This is a genomic window from Bacillus sp. S4 (assembly GCF_040838205.1).
In the GTDB taxonomy this organism is placed as follows: domain Bacteria; phylum Bacillota; class Bacilli; order Bacillales; family Bacillaceae_G; genus Bacillus_A; species Bacillus_A cereus_U.
The window spans coordinates 1-16,791 of the sequence record NZ_JBFPJI010000057.1; the positions used below are offsets into that span (position 1 = coordinate 1).

Consider the following 16,791-nt stretch of genomic DNA (forward strand, 5'->3'; position numbering starts at 1 on the left):
AAAACTGCACCTCCAGTTGTTAGACTGTGTCTAACAACTGGGGTGCAGTTCATTCCTGCTCTTCTTTTTTAAACGCATATTAAAGTATTTCTCCATTAGTATTAATAACATCTTTATACCAGAAGAATGAGTTTTTCTTTTTACGCTCTAACGTTCCAGATCCGTCATCATGCTTATCAACATAAATATAACCGTAGCGTTTAGACATCTCTCCTGTGGAAGCACTCACTAAATCAATACATCCCCAGCTAGTATATCCAATCATTTCAACTCCATCTTCTTGTATCGCATCACGCATTGCTATCATATGCTCACGTAAATAGTTAATTCGGTAATCATCATGAATTGTACCGTCTTCTTCTATCTCATCATAAGCACCTAAACCATTCTCAACAACGAATAGTGGTACTTCATATCGATCATACAATTTATTTAATGAAATTCTTAAGCCTGTCGGATCAATTTCCCATCCCCAATCACTCGCTTTAAGGAATGGATTTTTTATACCTGACATAATATTTCCTTGTGCTTTTTCTTGCTCATTCTTCTCTTTTTTCTCTGTACGAGACATATAATAACTGAAACCGATGTAATCTACTGTGTGCTCTTTAATTAATTCTAAATCACCTTCTTGAATGTCTAATTCAATATTATGTTTTTGGAAATAGGATTGAATGAACGTTGGATATTTACCACGAACTTGAACATCCGCACAGAAGTAATTAAATAAACGCTCTTCTTGAAGTGCATACAACTCGTTTTGCGGATCACAATCATATGAGTAGACTGGAGCATATATAATCATACAGCCTATTTGTGATTCTGGAATGATCTCATGACAAGCTTTCACTGCCAGTGCACTCGCAACAAATTGATGATGGAACGCTTGGAATGTTGGCCCGTATTTATCTTCTTCTTTGTTGATAGAGAATCCAAGTCCCATAATTGGCATGATTAATCCGCTATTAATCTCATTGAATGTCATCCAATATTTCACTTTATTTTTATAACGATTCAATATAGCATTTACATATCGTTCGAAGAAGCCAATCACTTCACGATTTCTCCAACCACCATATGTTTTAACAAGGTTCACTGGCATTTCGTAATGAGAAATTGTTACAACAGGCTCAATTCCATGCTTTTCTAGCTCTGTAAAAACACGATCATAAAAAGCTAAACCTTCTTCATTTGGCTCTAGTTCATCACCATTTGGGAATATTCTTGTCCAAGCAATAGACATACGGAAAGATTTGAATCCCATCTCTGCGAACAAGGCAATATCTTCTTTATAACGGTTATAGAAATCAATACCATCATGGTTCGGATAATCGTACTTTGTTTTATCAATTTCAAAATTAAAACCAGGATCTTGCAATATTTTAAGGCGTCCTTTTCCACCAGGTAAAACGTCTGCAATATTTAATCCTTTTCCACCTTCATAAAATCCGCCTTCCATTTGGTTAGCAGCAGTAGCTCCCCCCCATAAAAATCCTTCTGGAAATCTTTTTGTTTGCTTTTCCATTACAATTCACTCCTCAGCTTTTTTTAATCTATTTGTATGAAAATAACTTTAAATTTCATAGTCTTTTAGTTAAGATTTTCTCCATTTGATTCAATCACTTTTTTATACCAATCAAAGCTTTTCTTTTTTATCCTCTTTTTCGATCCGTTTCCTTCATTATCTTTATCAACATAAATGTAGCCGTAACGCTTTTTCATTTCACCAGTCGATGCGCTGACAATATCAATCGGCCCCCAGCTTGTATACCCTATAATTTCTACTCCGTCTTCGATTGCTTCAGCCATTTCTATAACATGTTTCTCTAAATATTCAATTCGATAATCATCATGAATTTCACCTTCTGAAGTAACCTCATCAACAGCCCCAAGACCATTTTCAACGACGAATAAAGGCTTTTGATAGCGATCATACAACTGATTTGCTGTAATCCTAAAACCTTTTGGATCAATAGTCCATCCCCATTCTGATTTTTCTAGATAAGGATTTTCAATAGAACCAAATACATTTCCATTTATCATACTGTTTAATACTTCTGAATCCGTACTTGTTACCCTACTTGAGTAATAACTGAATCCAATATAATCAACTGTATACTTTTTCAAAATCTCTTCATCATCTTTTTCCATCTCGATTACTAGTTTATGATCCTTAAAGAATCTCTTCGCATATCCTGGATATGCTCCTCTAGCCTGAACATCAATAAAGAAGAAGGACTCACGATCTTTTTCCATTGCATTGAAAACATCTTCTGGATTACATGTATGTGGATATACAGTTCCTGCCGCTAACATACATCCGATTTTGGCATTAGGTATAATTTCATGACAAGCTTTCACTGCCAGTGCACTTGCAACAAGCTGGTGATGCGCCGCTTGATATTGGATTTGTGTTTTATTCTCTCCCTCTTTAAATACAAGACCTGCACCTACAAATGGTAAATGAAGTAGCATATTTATTTCATTAAACGTCATCCAATATTTCACTTTATCTTTATATCTATTAAAAATAGTTTTCGCATACTTCTCAAAATAGTGTACAAGTTTTCTATCTCTCCAGCCCCCATATACCTCAACTAAATGTACAGGGACATCAAAATGAGCCATCGTAACTACTGGTTCAATATTATATTTTAATAATTCATCAAATAAATCATCATAGAACTGTAAACCAGCTTCATTTACCGTCTCATCATTGCCATTTGGAAAAATTCTCGTCCAAGCAATCGATACACGTAACGATTTAAATCCCATCTCTGCAAATAAAGCAATATCTTCTTTAAAATGATGATAAAAGTCAATTGAGTCATGTGAAGGATAGAATTCTCCTTCAACAGGCCTAAAAGAATTAAGGCTCCCAGCCATAACCTCCCAACGCTTTTCCCCCGTTGGTAATAAATCAACCGTTGTTAACCCTTTTCCACCTTCTAAATACGCTCCTTCAGCCTGATTCGCAGCAATTGCTCCGCCCCATAAAAATCCTTTTGGAAATTTATCATTCAACATACTAGCACTCCTCTACTATATAATTTAAAAATAATAGTTTTGTATAATCTTCTCTTTTATTTACTAATTACTTCGATTAAATTCTCACCAATTTTGATTGGATTTGCTTCTGGTACTACTACATCATATTTATCACTATTCGTTATCACTACCGGTGTCGTTACAACATATCCAGCTGCTTGAATCGCTTGTATATCAAACTCAATAAGCAATTGTCCTTTCTCTATACGATCTCCTTGCGCAACGTGTGAAGAAAAGTGTTTTCCGTCAAGTTGAACTGTATCCATCCCGATATGAATCAGTAATTCCGCTCCATAATCCGTTACAATCCCAATCGCATGATTCGTTGGAAATAGTGCTGAAACTGTTCCTGAAACTGGTGCAAATAATTTACCGATAGAAGGTTCAATTGCAACTCCTTTTCCTATCGCACCTGATGCAAAGGCTGCATCTTTAATACTAGACAAATCGATTACTTTTCCTTCAAACGGGCTAGTAATACTATTTTTTTCATTTTGCGATCCAACTTCTTTACGATTCATTTCCTTTAAAGTAGCTGCTGCTTCATCAACTGTTGTAGCCGTTGTTTCTTTATCGAATCCAAATAAATAAGTAAGAATAAATCCAAATACAAAAGAAACAACAATAGCAATAATAAGTCCCCAGAATCCCATCGTAATACCTGCTTTTGGATCAATATAAGTCGGTATACCAAATATTCCAAAGCCACCGATCATATATATTTTTGAACCTGCAAAGCCTAAAACTCCTCCGCCAATCGCTCCGCCAATACAACTCATAATAAATGGTTTTTTTAGTGGAAGTGTAACCCCATAAATCGCTGGTTCAGTGACGCCGAAGATACCTGAAATGAAAGCTAGAATACTAAGTGATTTTAGTTTTTGTTGTTTCGTTTTCAACCAAACTGCCAGAACAGCACCAATTTGTGCGAATGAAGCTCCAAACATAAGTGCTAAAACTGGATCTGCACCTACAAGGGTAAGATTATTAATTGATACTGGAATCAGTCCCCAATGAAGACCAAACATAACAAACACTTGCCAGAATCCACCAATGAAAAGTCCTGCTACTACTGGGCTTAATTCATACATCCAAATCGTTCCTTGCCCTAAAAGCTGACCAGCCCATGTTGCAATCGGTCCAATAACGATAAACGTCAGTGGAATAACAAGAAGTAATGTACTGAACGGTACTAAGAACGTTTTTACAACGTCTGGAATTAACTTTTTAAACATCTTCTCTACCTTCGCACCTACATACGCTGCGATAATAATTGGAATAACTGATGATGCATAGCTCATTAAAATAACTGGAATTCCTAAAAACGTAATATGAACAGGTGATTCAAACATCGTCCCTGCAAATAATGTATAAAGTGGCTTACTTGTTGTTAATCCAGAAAGTGCCGGATAAACTAACGACGCACCTATTGCCATACCAATAAAAACGTTCCCGCCAAATTTCTTACTCGCGGTATAACCAAGGAATATTGGGAAGAAGTAAAATAAAGAATCTCCAATTGCATTTAATATTTGATACGTTCCAGATGTATTACTTAACCATCCTAGTGCTACCAAAAGAGCGTTTAAACCTTTTATCATCCCTGTCGCAGCTAAAACACCAAGAATTGGAGTAAATATGCTAGAAATTACATCAATAAATTGATTAAATACCCCTTTCTTCTTACTATCAGCCTCGTCAGGTACTGACGTATGAAGATCACCAATTGTCATCACTGCTTGGTAGACGTCAGGTACGTGATTTCCAATAACAACTTGATACTGGCCACCACTTTTCATAACAGTAACGATCCCCTCCATATTTTTCAAAACGTCTGTCTTTGCTTTTCCTTCATCTCTTAATTGAAAACGCAGGCGTGTTACACAGTGAACAACACTAATAATATTTGCTTTACCGCCAACATTTTCAATAATGTCTTTTGCTAATTGTTCATATTTCATATTTATCCCCACTTTCTATCACATTTTTGTAAATAAAAAACCTGAGTCCAACTGAGCATACACGCAAATAAGCTGCATGCTCAGGTTGACTCAGGTTATGCCCATATTGGTAACATTCCTCTAAGTAATATGTAGTTTATAAATAACAGCTATCTGATTTTCCCCTCATCTAACGTACAATTCGATGCATGTCGACAGGTCACCCGATGAATATGTAAAGTTAAATAGACAATTTCATCATTTGAAACACTCCAATTATAGACGTTTTGTAAATAGAGCTTCACTTTTTGACTACACTGAAACGCCGATTGATACTTCAACTGTATTTGCTCATAAAGGAATTGATCATCACCTTCGACAGCATGTTCTTTACGAGTAAATCGTATCGAGAAGAAACGAAGATGTGTTAAAAAGCGTTCATAATTAACCGAGTTTTCATCCATTTCTATTTGAAAATGATATTTAACGATATTCAAAATGTTATTCACCACTTCAGTTGCTTGCACGACAGAAGCCATATTATCACTAGCTAATTGACCATTCACTAAGTGCAAAGCAATGGAAGCAGCTTCATCCTCTCCAAGGCGAATTCCTATATCACTTTCAATCATATTTAACGCCTGTAGCGCAATTTGAAACTCTTGTTTATAATATTTTTTAATCTCCCATAGCAGTGCATTCTTGAGCTGTATACCTTGTTTATATCTACTAACTGCGAAACTTAAATGATCCGTTAGCGCAACATATAAATATTCATCCAATTTGTATGCAAGCTTAGATTGCGCATAGTTTATAATTTTTGAAGAAATATTTAAATAGAGTTCAGACGTATCTTCTAATAATTTTGCAAGCTTTTCAGAAACTCCATGCTTCTCTAGCACAAATGTTTTCTCTATTTTCGAAACATCAATTGTTTCTCCTACTTTCTTCTGAAAAGCTAACCCCTTTCCCATAACGACAATTTCTTGTTTAAACTCATTATGCGTAATAGCAACATTATTATTTAAAATTTTTTTTATTTCCATTCGCACTCGTCCTTGGTTTTTTATATTTCAGGCAAAATTTTATAAAAAAAACCTAAATTTGCACATAAGAATAACGTTCGAGTTATCCTTATACAAATTTAGGTTTTGCCTGCCGAACAGTAACAACCCTTTTAGTTGTAAACGCTTTCTTTATTTTTAACATACTATTGCACCTCTGTCAACGACTGGATATACTTGTCACATAACAAACACAAATTATTGTTTATTCCGACTTTGGCCAATACATCTGTATCAAAAATAGTGGTTATGCAGCCTGGATCTACTAGTACATTTTCTAATGTTTTTATACTGTAAAGGAAATGTACTAATCGGAAATCCATACTCCACTAAATCGTTGTTCTTCTACTTCAATTTCTTCCTTATATGCATTTTCTTCTTTTACAAAATAAAAAACTGCCCTTTCACAGGCAGTTTTTCTTTTTTATCCAAACACTTTCTCAAGTTCATCTTTATCTTGGCTTAACCAGAAGTTCATTAAGCGTTGTGCTCCTTCTAAGTCATGAAGCTTCGCTTGGCCACACTGCGTTTCATTTGCAGCTGGAATTTCTGTAATTTGAACCGCATCTTTTAATGTTAGTTCTAATAAATCAATGATTTCTCGAACCGTCGGTGTTCCGCTTACAACAAGGTAATACCCTGTTTGGCAGCCCATTGGTGAAATATCGATAATATCAAAATGCGGATAACGATCAATATATTTACGTAAATTAAATGCTAATAAATGTTCTAACGTATGAATAACATCTGGTTTCATTGCTTGTTTATTCGGTTGGCAGAAACGAATATCAAATTTATTTACAATACCGTCACTACCTACATTGTGGACTCCGCAATGTCTTACATAAGGCGCCTTTACAATCGTATGGTCTAATTCAAAGCTTTCTACTGATGGCATACAACATCTCTCCCGCTTTTAATTTAATTCCGTTATATCCAATATGATATAACGGAAATCGACATTAGTAAAGAATTATGTACGGTCGTGCTATAATACTTTAAGACTATGCTGAAAAGGAGACCATTATGAAACAGATTTTTATCGGTATTATACGCTTTTATCAAAAGTTCATTTCTCCGATGACACCGCCAACGTGCCGCTTTCATCCGACTTGCTCTCATTATGGATTAGAAGCGTTTCAAAAACACGGTGCCTTCAAAGGATTTTGGCTTACATGTAAGCGTATATTAAAATGTCACCCTTTCCATCCAGGAGGATTTGATCCTGTCCCAGATAAAAAGGATGACAAAGTAAATTCTTAATTGTCGTAGCCATTCACAACTACATCTAATTTTCCTGTGTCAGGGTGAATAACAAGACCGTGAACAGGCACTTCTTCAGGAAGTAACGGATGGTTGCGAAGTACTGATACACTATGTTCTACACTTTCTTCTACACTAGAGAACCCTCGTAAGAATTGTTCTAAATCAATTCCAGAATAACGAAGTGTATCTAATTTTTCTTCTGTTACACCGCGCTCTTTCATTTTTTCGATCGTACTGCTTGCTTGAATTTTTGCCATACCACAATCGTGGTGACCAACAACACATACTTCTTCAGCACCAAGTTCATATACAGCAACTAAAATACTACGCATAATACTTCCAAATGGATGCGAAATAACCGCGCCTGCTACTTTAATAATTTTCACATCACCGTTACGCATATTCATTGCTTTCGGTAATAATTCAACAAGACGTGTATCCATACAAGAGATAATTACCATTTTTTTATTTGGAAATTTCCCAGCTACAAACTCTTCATATTTCTTCTCTTCAACGAATTTTTCATTGTACTGCAAAATCTCGTCTAATGACTTCATAGTAAAAACCCTCTTTTCTCTCATTTACACTACATAGCTAGTGTACCAAAATATGAAAAACTCAAAAAGGATATTGCTTTATAGTAAAAAACGAATACTTTCAGATAATCGACATAATTCTTTCAAAATATACACACAGCTTTGTAACAACTCTCACATACCTTACTCCTATTTTCACTATAAACTGATTGTAGATAATGTAAAAAAGGAGTGAATATTTATTATGTCCGACGTTCTGTTACTGAGTCGTTTTCAATTTGCAATTACTATTTTTTATCACTTTTTATTTGTACCTTTGACAATCGGACTTGTTATTTTAGTAGCATGTATGGAAACTCAATACGCCCGCACATTGAATCCAACATACCGCAAAATGGCAAATTTCTGGGGTAAATTATTTACAATTAACTTCGTAATGGGGATTATAACCGGGATTACGATGGAGTTCCAATTTGGAACAAACTGGTCTGAGTACTCCAAATATATGGGAGATATTTTCGGATCACCTCTTGCAATCGAAGCACTTGTTGCCTTTTTCTTAGAATCTACTTTCATGGGAATATGGTTATTCGGTAAAGACAAAATCTCACCAAAGTTCCGTGCTTTCTGTATGTGGATGGTTGCACTTGGAACAAATATTTCTGCCCTTTGGATTATTACAGCAAACGGCTTTATGCAAAATCCTGTTGGCTATGTAATACGTAATGGCCGCGCTGAATTAAATGACTTCTGGGCTCTTGTTACAAATCCATATGCATGGAATATGTTCTTCCATACTGTAATTGGTTGTTATATTGTCGGTGCTTTCTTCGTTATGGCAATTAGTGCATATCACTTACTACGTAAAAATGAAGTGGAATTCTTCAAAAAATCATTTAAGTTTGGTTTAATGTTAGGGTTATTCGCAGCAACTATTACACCTTTTATGGGACATCAATCCGGTGTATCAGCAGCTAAGTATCAACCAGCAAAAGGAGCTGCAATGGAAGCTGTTTGGGAAACTGGAAAAGGACAAGGCTTCTCAATCATTCAAATTCCTGATGTGAAAAACGAAAAGAACTTTGAATTCCTTACTATTCCAAAACTCGGGAGTTTCTTCTATACAAACTCATTTGATGGAGAAATTGTTGGTTTAAAAGATATTCCGAAAGAAGATCGTCCAAACGTTAACCTCGTGTACTATAGCTTCCGCTTAATGGTGGCACTTGGCATGTTCTTTATGGCATTAACTTGGTTCGGTTTCTATTTAAACCGAAAAGGAAAACTAGAAAACTCAAAACGTTATTTAAAAATTACAATGTGGTCTGTCTTACTTCCTTATATTGCAATTAACGCTGGTTGGATTGTTGCTGAAGTAGGTCGTCAACCGTGGACAGTTTATAAACTAATGCGTACAGCAGAATCTGTGTCACCTATATCAGTTCCACAAATTTGGTTCTCATTAATTAGTTTAATATTGTTCTACACTTTACTCTTAATTGCAGACGTATACTTAATGCTGAAGTTCGCGAAAAAAGGACCAGCTGCATTAGAAGAACCTGCTACTGAAGGAGGTACAGCTCATGTCTCATGATATGCTTGCAGTCATCTGGTTCGGTTTATGGGGCGTAATTTGGACAGTTTACTTCATTCTTGATGGCTACGCACTCGGTAACGGGATGATTTTCCCATTCGTTGCGAAAGACCGACAAGAACGAAATCAATTACAAGAAGCTATTGGCCCGTTCTGGGGTGGTAATGAAGTATGGTTAATTACAGCTGGTGGCGCAACATTTGCCGCCTTCCCAATCACATATGCAAATATGTTTAGTTACCTGTATACACCACTATTTTTAGTATTACTTGCACTATTTGCTCGTGCCGCTGGACTTGAATTTATGCATAAAGACGATTCACCAATTTGGCAAAAAACTTGTAAATGGGCATTTACAATTGGTAGTTTCCTAATCGCCTTCTTATTCGGTGTTACATTCGCTAACCTATATTACGGACTACAAATCGGAAAAAATGGATATGAAGGAAATTTACTTAGCTTACTAAACCATTACGGCATTTTAGGTGGTCTTTTCTTCACTGCTATATTCGTCGTATCTGGTGCCCTTTGGATTATGATTAAAACAACTGGCGAAGTATCTGATCGTGCTTATAAAATCGCAAGACCATTTTCAATGGCAGCTGCTATCATTTTAGCTATCTTCTATGTCGCAACTGCAAATCGTACAAATTTATTCCAAAACTTCACGGAATATCCTGTACTATTCATTCTTCCAGTACTTGCAATGTTAATGAGTGTACTCGCACTTATTATGGTGTACAAACATAAAATCGGTCTTGCATTCACATTCGTTTGCTTAACAATCGCAATGTTTATGACAACTGGTTTTGCAGGTATGTTCCCAAGAATGTTACCATCACGTATTAACGACGCATACAGTACAACGTTATATAACGCAGCCGGTAGTGAATTAAACTTAAAAATTATGTTCTTCGTTGCAATCGTCATGGTACCAATCGTTATTGGATATCAACTTTGGAGCTACAGCATATTTAAAAATAAAATTCATAAAGACTCTGCTAAAGGGTATCACTAAAATGAAAAAGACACTTCGAGCGAAGTGTCTTTTTTCTTATACGTATGATTTCCGATGCGATGTTACATTTCTAATCTAACAACTATGATAAAGAAGTATCACTAACAGCTCACAGCTAAATTGTATCACAGGGCAAACACATCACTTTATGCAATTTTACATATAAAAATTATAACGTAGATTGAATTACTTGGTCATACACATCGTTATCCGTTACATCTGCCGTACTAATACCACTGAATGTCCTCACATTTAATCCGGTATTTGAAGATCCCGATCCATTATAAGCTTTCGTTTTTTCAATTGGATGTACGTTATATTTATCACCTAAGTTAATTGTTCCGTTACAGTTTTCAATAATAACACCTTCAACAATAGCTGGCATTTTGTCACCTACTTTCATTTCGTTACTTTCAGTGTATGAAAAATGCCTATAAAAATAGCTTATTTATATGAGAAAAAGCACTCAGAAGAGTGCTTTTTCTCATACCATGAATAGCTAGTTTGGAGACAGTTGACTTCTTCAAAATTTTATTAGGGGTAATATTTTGAAAAAGAAAGCCTTTCATATGTAGCTTAACACCGCTGGAATATATAGTAAATTGATAATCTTTATACGGAAGATTGCTAATGTTTAGTATAGATATTTTCCACTATATCAACAGTGATAACTATCTACACTAAACAACAAAAAGGCGCCTTTTAAAAAGACGCCCTTTCCCCTGTTTATATACAGCCCATCCCACTTTTCGTAAACACACACTAGAAAACAGAATCATTAATCGTTACAAGATTGTTAGATACAAAAAGAGTAGAGGCTAATGTTTGTATACAATTCTGCTTTATAGCATGTATCCACAAGTTATATTTTAATCCTCTTTCATTAAAAAGGAACAAAATATGCAAAATTACATATTTCAAAGAAAAAGACACTCTACAGAGTGCCCTCTAAACCATTTTACTTTTAATATATCGCTTTGAATACATTTTATCATATTTATCTATATCGTTTATTGAGAAAATTCTAAATCGTTATTTTAATTATTAATAACTTCAAAATCATGTAGTATTAGGGGTGCAATAAAAACATCATAAAAATTGAGGTGTACTATATTTATGTATTTTGGAATTATTCCTCTTATATTGTTTATTATTTTTCTTATCTCTTACTTAAAAGATCCGCGAAAAATAATAAATGGCTTTTTATTTAATGCCTTTTTCTGTTCTTTTCTATTATTTTGTGCAGTCATCTCGTTTGCATCTGGTAATAACGCTTTACATTTTATCGTTATTATTCCCATGATAGCGCTAATTGTAATGATACCTTTTGCTATAGTCGCTTTAATGTTTGGGCTATTTCTTAATGCGAGAATCTTGATGAAGCGTGAAGGAAGACGCTTTACAAACTCTTTAACTTTAATTGCAGCTTTAGGGATTTTATTCTTTATGCTACTCCCTATCATAAATCCAGCAAGTTTAGTCTCAACACACTTTCAATTTATTTTTGCTGGTATTTCTCTTATAACTATGTATTTCTTTATACATTTATCTAACTTCTTAAGCGCTTATTTTCTATACCAATTCAATAGACCGAGACGTAATCAAGATTTCATCATCGTTCTTGGTAGCGGCTTAATTAATGACAAAGTGCCACCTTTACTTGCAAGTCGTATTAATAAAGCTATCGACTTCTATTGGAAACAAGCAGCTGTGAATACACCACCAACAATTATTTTCTCTGGTGGACAAGGTCCAGATGAAGGGCTTCCTGAAGCAGAAGCGATGCAAAATTATGCGGTTGAAAAAGGAATTCCTCTTGAACATACAGTGCAAGAAAATCGCTCTGTAAACACATATCAAAATATGTCGTTCTCTAAAGAAATTATGGATTCTTTAAAACCTGAAGGTAAGTATAAAAGTATCTTTACAACGAATAATTTCCATCTTTTCCGAGCTGGTATATATGCAAAACAAGCCAGTCTGAATAGCCAAGGAATCGGATCAAAAACAGCATTTTATTACTGGCCTAACGCAATGATTCGCGAATATGTTGCAATCGTCGTTATGGGACGTAAACGACATATGAAAGTGTGCGGAACTATTTTAGGATTCTCTTTATTCCTAACAGTAGTTAGTTTTATATTTTCTTAACAACCTCCCATCCTTTGAACGGATGGGATTTTTTATACGAATTCCAAAAATATTTTAATGGTAATATGGTGATAATATTCCCTGCATACATCCATTAAAGGAGAATTTTTTCAAATAAAATGTTAGAATGAACTTTAGATGTGAATTATGTAACAAATACGAAACTAGTTTGAAACGAGGAAATTATATGGAGAGAATTATGAAAAACAAACCCAATAAGCTAAAAATCGCTTTTAAAGCTTTGATGATTATTATTGGGGCATTTATCACAGCGTACGGATTAGAAGCTGTATTAATTCCAAATAACGTATCCGACGGTGGTGTAACTGGTTTAAGTATCGTTAGTTCAAGATTATTCGGATTACCATTAGGTCTTCTAATCGCAGTCGTTAACATCCCTTTCGTTTGGTTAGGATATAAACAAATCGGTAAAAGCTTTGCACTTTATTCTATTATCGGGATTGCTTCACTAGCAGTAGGTACCGTTCTCATGCACGGAGTACCAACAATTATTGAGGGCGATACACTTTTAATTACTGTTGTTGGTGGTATTATTATCGGTTTTGGTATGGGACTAGCATTACGTAATGGCGGGGCATTAGATGGAATCGATATGCTAGCCGTATTACTTTCTAGAAAGTTACCATTTGGAACAAGTGATCTTATCTTATTCTTAAATATGTTTGTCTTTATTTTTGTCTCAACAGTATTTGGTCTTCAAGGAGCTATCCTTTCGGCGATTGCTTACTTTATCGCTTCTAAAGTAATTCATATTGTTGAAGTTGGTTTAAGTGGTTCTAAAACGTTTAAAATCATTACAAAAGAACCTGAATTAATAGTAGAAACAATTCGTGATCGTTTAGGTCGAAGTGCAACATACAATGAAGTTTATGGTGGGTATTCAAGAGAGAAATTTAAAGAAATCTCTTGTGTAATTAACCGTTTAGAAGAAAGTAAAATGAAAGAACTTATTCATGAAATTGATCCAAATGCCTTTATTACAGTGTATGACGTAGCAGAAGTAAAAGGCGGTAATTTCAAGAAGCATGATATTCATTAATCGTTATGAAAAACGAGGCTGTGCCAACATTTGGGCACAGCCTCTTCTTATTATTAAGTTACTACCGTTGTCAGTTTTTGTCGGTAAGTCGATATATTTCAAAAATCGCTGATATAATTTTACTCCCCCCATCTTCCTCCGCTTTTAATCCATGCTACGTATTTTTGAAAGGCAGTCACTTCATCTTGAAAGCGCAGCGGAATATATAGAAATAGAGTACATGTACATAGTATCCATACAATACCTACTACAAAGTGAAATTTCATCGTTGTACTAATAAACAAACCGAGGAATAATACGAGGAACATAATCAAACTAAATCATTTATACATAGTCATACTACCCCCTCCTTATCCCTTAATTGTACCAGCTACAAGAAATTAATTTCCATAATAAAAAAAGACCGAAAAGCAAATTCCACTTCTCGGTCTCTCTACTATCTTCTCTTCGAAATTTTCCCTGAACCGCCAACCCTTGTTTTCGGGGGAGACGTATTCTTTGGTGGCGTTTTAATAGATGATTTCGGCTTCACATCAGATCCGCTCGAGCCACCTGGATTTTTCGTGATTGTTCCTTTGCTTCCGGTAGAAGGCGGAGGCGTCGTTTTACTTCCTTTTTCCGTAATACTCCCTTTATCACCTACAGATGATTTCGGATCTACATTATCGCCTCGCTTAATAATAGATCCTTTCCCTTCCTTCGTAATTGGAGGTGGGGTTTTCTTTTCTTCTTTCGTAGGTGGTCTTTCCGGGATAACCGGTTTATGATTTTGTCTGTCGTTATATCCGCGATAATCACCGTATGATGATTTTCGTGAACCGAATATATCGTTTAATATACTCCCCATAATATATCCTTGTAAGAAGGATGGTTGGTAATTTTGACGGACAAATTCTTCATTACTTATTTCAATTAACGTATCGGATGGTTTCTCTTTATCCTTTTGCAAATTATACATTTTATCAGAATAAACGAGGAACATTTGATTTTCGTCTTCTTTAGATGCTTGCTTCGGTTTCCTTTCGGCTATAAGTTCCTTTGCGACTTCAGGAACTGACCGATTGGCAGCCCTATACACGTAAGATTCTTGTTTACCATCCTTTGCGACAGACTCTAGCGGATAACGATCCTGAATTGACTTCGCCTGACCACTTTGACAGCCCGATAAAGCATAGCCGGCAATAACAAGTAATGTAACGATAGCAAGTATAGGGATCACGAACGATTTAATCATGGTAAACAATCGGTTTGACATGATTACGCCCCCCTTATGTTGCTCTTATGATTTGTACATCAGCAGGAATAATTGCTTCTCCCTCATACATCATTGTGCGACCATTTTGCCATTCAACACGTAATAATTTGCGGTTGTCAGACTGGAATTCCCATACATACTGTTCTTCTGAAGCAGCGAATGGCGTTTTCCCCATAACAACAACACGTCCATTATATTGTTCTTCCATATGATACTCTATATCATCCATTTCAATCGTCGTCGGAATTTCATCAATTGAATCTAAACGACCATCAATCGGTGTATACAATTTGTAATACGTATTTTCACGGTCTTCAATTTTTAAATAACGAATATCTTTCCCGTCCTGTAAAGTTAAAACAATTTCCTTGCGAGAATGCATGCTCGTTTTCCCAGTTAATTCGTACATGACTAACGACACTTCAATCATATCTCCAGGAGCTAACGTTAAGAGACTCTTTTCTGGTTTCGGCGGCTCTGGGCTCTTCATTATATTTTTAATACGTTTAAATAAGCTCACAATCTACCCCTCCTTTTCTCTTTATAAACAAGCACCTAAAATAAGTGCACCAACGATATGTAATGAACCAGCTAACATCGCATGTGCTACGCTGCCTTCTTTCGTTCCTTCTTCTAAATCTAAACCAGACATTTTCTTTAACACAAACTCAATGAACATTTCTACAACTAATAAAATAACGAAAGAAACTGCTGAGGCAAGAAGCGCCTGCCATAAATCATTTGCTTTCGTAATCGATTGTGACAAAATGTATCCTTGAGCGAATAATTTCATAACGAAACGTGTTGTCACTGCTGTGTTTCCATTTTTTATTTCTTTTAAATCATTGTATTTTGTAAAAATCGAATCAACCCACATAATTGCAAATAAAAGTACCGCACTCGCTCCAGTCCATACAAGCATAGCTAAAACATTCATCCACGTCATTACAAAACCTCCTCTAAAATAGTAATAGAAAACCGACATGAATCCTCTTCAGACATGTCGGTTTCTTTGTCTATTCTATATTATTTCTCGTACTGCTTCATAATACGAGCTAATTCATCGTCAACAACAGAATTTTTGTTTAAGCTTGCAAATTCATCATCTAACGACTTTTCTTTCTTGTAAATTTCACCGCTTGCTTCTGCTTCAGCCTCTAATTGAAGTGCTTTCTCTTCCATACGGCTTAAACCAGCTTTTGCTGAATTTGAATCGAATCCAGACATCGCCTGATTAATATTCTTTTGTGCTTTCGCTGCATTTACACGCGCTACAAGTGTTTCACGTTTATTTTTCAGCTCTGTTAATTGCTTACGCATTTCTTCTAGCTTAAGGCGAAGATTATCAGCAGCAGCTTTGTTTTGTTCATAGCTTGCTTTATACTCATTCATCTTTTGCTCTGCATTTTGTTTTTCTTCTAGAGCACGGCGCGCAAGATCTAAGTTGCTAGCTTGAACAGCCATATGTGCTTGCTCTTCACGTTTTTTCACAAGTGCTTCTTGCTCTTCAAATAATATTTTGAATTTCTTCTCAAGTGCGATTTGAGCTGCTACACTTTTCTCAGCTTCTTGTACATCCGCTTGCATATCGCGTAAATATTGATCCGTCATCTTAACTGGATCTTCAGCTTTTTCAATTAATGAATACACATTCGACATTGTTAAATCTCTTAATCGTTTAAATACAGACATCCAAATTCCTCCTATGATATACCTCATATTTCAAATTCACTACTTGGAAAATTAAAAATCTCCCTTTTCAGTAAGAATATTCATTTTTACAACCTATGTGTTTATTATAACAAAACTAAGATGTCCTTACATGTTATTTCCAAAATACAGCCAATATAATATGACAT

General features: G+C 35.3%; 17 protein-coding genes. 5 read left to right on the plus strand and 12 right to left on the minus strand.

Features of this window, described 5'->3' with window-relative positions:
• Positions 1-79 precede the first annotated feature (79 nt).
• The 5 genes from AB3X48_RS09010 to luxS all read right to left on the minus strand — a co-directional run bounded on the left by AB3X48_RS09010 (position 80) and on the right by luxS (position 6,950).
• Complete coding sequence (locus tag AB3X48_RS09010; RefSeq protein WP_002199047.1) at positions 80-1,525, minus strand: glycoside hydrolase family 1 protein; 1,446 nt, start codon at positions 1,523-1,525, stop codon at positions 80-82.
• 65 nt (positions 1,526-1,590) lie between these two features.
• Positions 1,591-3,027, minus strand: a complete 1,437-nt coding sequence (locus AB3X48_RS09015; protein ID WP_199715450.1) for a 6-phospho-beta-glucosidase — start codon at positions 3,025-3,027, stop codon at positions 1,591-1,593.
• A gap of 56 nt (positions 3,028-3,083) precedes the next feature.
• Positions 3,084-5,009 (minus strand): beta-glucoside-specific PTS transporter subunit IIABC, encoded by a 1,926-nt coding sequence (locus tag AB3X48_RS09020; RefSeq protein WP_367959322.1) that lies wholly within the window; start codon positions 5,007-5,009, stop codon positions 3,084-3,086.
• Positions 5,010-5,158: 149 nt separating this feature from the next.
• A complete protein-coding gene (gene licT, locus AB3X48_RS09025) occupies positions 5,159-6,034 on the minus strand; it encodes a BglG family transcription antiterminator LicT (RefSeq protein ID WP_016106455.1) in 876 nt (291 codons plus the stop codon).
• A 442-nt stretch (positions 6,035-6,476) separates the two neighbouring features.
• The gene (gene luxS, locus AB3X48_RS09030) at positions 6,477-6,950 is read right to left on the minus strand and encodes an S-ribosylhomocysteine lyase LuxS (RefSeq protein WP_001141371.1); all 474 of its coding nucleotides are present in this window, start codon (positions 6,948-6,950) and stop codon (positions 6,477-6,479) included.
• A 128-nt stretch (positions 6,951-7,078) separates the two neighbouring features.
• Between luxS and yidD the strand changes: the two genes are divergently transcribed.
• Complete coding sequence (gene yidD, locus AB3X48_RS09035) at positions 7,079-7,315, plus strand: membrane protein insertion efficiency factor YidD (RefSeq protein WP_002112460.1); 237 nt, start codon at positions 7,079-7,081, stop codon at positions 7,313-7,315.
• Here yidD and AB3X48_RS09040 read toward each other — a convergent pair.
• Positions 7,312-7,875, minus strand: a complete 564-nt coding sequence (locus tag AB3X48_RS09040) for a beta-class carbonic anhydrase (protein WP_002160110.1) — start codon at positions 7,873-7,875, stop codon at positions 7,312-7,314. The two genes, yidD and AB3X48_RS09040, sit on opposite strands and share 4 nt — an antisense overlap.
• Before the next feature lie 223 nt (positions 7,876-8,098).
• Between AB3X48_RS09040 and cydA the strand changes: the two genes are divergently transcribed.
• Together cydA and cydB are read left to right on the plus strand one after the other, a co-directional pair.
• Positions 8,099-9,448 (plus strand): cytochrome ubiquinol oxidase subunit I, encoded by a 1,350-nt coding sequence (gene cydA, locus AB3X48_RS09045; RefSeq protein ID WP_016106456.1) that lies wholly within the window; start codon positions 8,099-8,101, stop codon positions 9,446-9,448.
• Entirely contained in the window at positions 9,438-10,466 is a 1,029-nt protein-coding gene (gene cydB / locus AB3X48_RS09050; RefSeq protein ID WP_016106457.1) for a cytochrome d ubiquinol oxidase subunit II, read from the plus strand. Before cydA ends, cydB begins: the two co-directional genes overlap by 11 nt.
• Positions 10,467-10,635: 169 nt before the next feature.
• On the opposite strand, the gene AB3X48_RS09055 is transcribed toward cydB, so the two are convergent.
• The gene (locus AB3X48_RS09055) at positions 10,636-10,869 is read right to left on the minus strand and encodes a spore germination protein (RefSeq protein ID WP_002015747.1); all 234 of its coding nucleotides are present in this window, start codon (positions 10,867-10,869) and stop codon (positions 10,636-10,638) included.
• 713 nt (positions 10,870-11,582) lie between these two features.
• On the opposite strand from AB3X48_RS09055, the gene AB3X48_RS09060 reads away from it, so the two are divergent.
• Positions 11,583-12,617, plus strand: a complete 1,035-nt coding sequence (locus tag AB3X48_RS09060) for a YdcF family protein (protein WP_016106458.1) — start codon at positions 11,583-11,585, stop codon at positions 12,615-12,617.
• A 187-nt stretch (positions 12,618-12,804) separates the two neighbouring features.
• Entirely contained in the window at positions 12,805-13,677 is an 873-nt protein-coding gene (locus AB3X48_RS09065; RefSeq protein WP_016106459.1) for a YitT family protein, read from the plus strand.
• 119 nt (positions 13,678-13,796) lie between these two features.
• Here AB3X48_RS09065 and AB3X48_RS09070 read toward each other — a convergent pair whose 3' ends face one another.
• The 5 genes from AB3X48_RS09070 to AB3X48_RS09090 all read right to left on the minus strand — a co-directional run bounded on the left by AB3X48_RS09070 (position 13,797) and on the right by AB3X48_RS09090 (position 16,624).
• Positions 13,797-13,985 (minus strand): hypothetical protein, encoded by a 189-nt coding sequence (locus AB3X48_RS09070; RefSeq protein WP_082187254.1) that lies wholly within the window; start codon positions 13,983-13,985, stop codon positions 13,797-13,799.
• Between the two features lie 128 nt (positions 13,986-14,113).
• The gene (locus AB3X48_RS09075) at positions 14,114-14,932 is read right to left on the minus strand and encodes a DUF4247 domain-containing protein (RefSeq protein ID WP_016106460.1); all 819 of its coding nucleotides are present in this window, start codon (positions 14,930-14,932) and stop codon (positions 14,114-14,116) included.
• Positions 14,933-14,945: 13 nt separating this feature from the next.
• A complete protein-coding gene (locus tag AB3X48_RS09080; RefSeq protein ID WP_000051748.1) occupies positions 14,946-15,452 on the minus strand; it encodes a DUF4178 domain-containing protein in 507 nt (168 codons plus the stop codon).
• Positions 15,453-15,473: 21 nt separating this feature from the next.
• A complete protein-coding gene (locus AB3X48_RS09085) occupies positions 15,474-15,878 on the minus strand; it encodes a DUF350 domain-containing protein (protein WP_000220084.1) in 405 nt (134 codons plus the stop codon).
• An 80-nt stretch (positions 15,879-15,958) separates the two neighbouring features.
• Positions 15,959-16,624 carry a PspA/IM30 family protein gene (locus AB3X48_RS09090; protein WP_002015754.1) on the minus strand — a complete coding sequence of 222 codons (666 nt, stop codon included), beginning with the start codon at positions 16,622-16,624 and terminating at the stop codon, positions 15,959-15,961.
• Between the last annotated feature and the right edge of the window lie 167 nt (positions 16,625-16,791).

Excerpts from the sequence above, each read along its gene's own strand:
- AB3X48_RS09015 (WP_199715450.1), bottom strand. The coding sequence starts at position 3,027 with ATGTTGAATGATAAATTTCCAAAAGGATTTTTATGGGGCGGAGCAATT.
- licT (WP_016106455.1), bottom strand. The coding sequence starts at position 6,034 with ATGGAAATAAAAAAAATTTTAAATAATAATGTTGCTATTACGCATAAT.
- AB3X48_RS09040 (WP_002160110.1), bottom strand. The coding sequence starts at position 7,875 with ATGAAGTCATTAGACGAGATTTTGCAGTACAATGAAAAATTCGTTGAA.
- AB3X48_RS09090 (WP_002015754.1), bottom strand. The coding sequence starts at position 16,624 with ATGTCTGTATTTAAACGATTAAGAGATTTAACAATGTCGAATGTGTAT.
- yidD (WP_002112460.1), top strand. The coding sequence starts at position 7,079 with ATGAAACAGATTTTTATCGGTATTATACGCTTTTATCAAAAGTTCATT.
- cydB (WP_016106457.1), top strand. The coding sequence starts at position 9,438 with ATGTCTCATGATATGCTTGCAGTCATCTGGTTCGGTTTATGGGGCGTA.
- AB3X48_RS09020 (WP_367959322.1), bottom strand. The coding sequence starts at position 5,009 with ATGAAATATGAACAATTAGCAAAAGACATTATTGAAAATGTTGGCGGT.
- AB3X48_RS09060 (WP_016106458.1), top strand. The coding sequence starts at position 11,583 with ATGTATTTTGGAATTATTCCTCTTATATTGTTTATTATTTTTCTTATC.
- cydA (WP_016106456.1), top strand. The coding sequence starts at position 8,099 with ATGTCCGACGTTCTGTTACTGAGTCGTTTTCAATTTGCAATTACTATT.
- AB3X48_RS09065 (WP_016106459.1), top strand. The coding sequence starts at position 12,805 with ATGGAGAGAATTATGAAAAACAAACCCAATAAGCTAAAAATCGCTTTT.
- luxS (WP_001141371.1), bottom strand. The coding sequence starts at position 6,950 with ATGCCATCAGTAGAAAGCTTTGAATTAGACCATACGATTGTAAAGGCG.
- AB3X48_RS09085 (WP_000220084.1), bottom strand. The coding sequence starts at position 15,878 with ATGACGTGGATGAATGTTTTAGCTATGCTTGTATGGACTGGAGCGAGT.
- AB3X48_RS09075 (WP_016106460.1), bottom strand. The coding sequence starts at position 14,932 with ATGTCAAACCGATTGTTTACCATGATTAAATCGTTCGTGATCCCTATA.
- AB3X48_RS09010 (WP_002199047.1), bottom strand. The coding sequence starts at position 1,525 with ATGGAAAAGCAAACAAAAAGATTTCCAGAAGGATTTTTATGGGGGGGA.
- AB3X48_RS09055 (WP_002015747.1), bottom strand. The coding sequence starts at position 10,869 with ATGAAAGTAGGTGACAAAATGCCAGCTATTGTTGAAGGTGTTATTATT.
- AB3X48_RS09070 (WP_082187254.1), bottom strand. The coding sequence starts at position 13,985 with ATGTTCCTCGTATTATTCCTCGGTTTGTTTATTAGTACAACGATGAAA.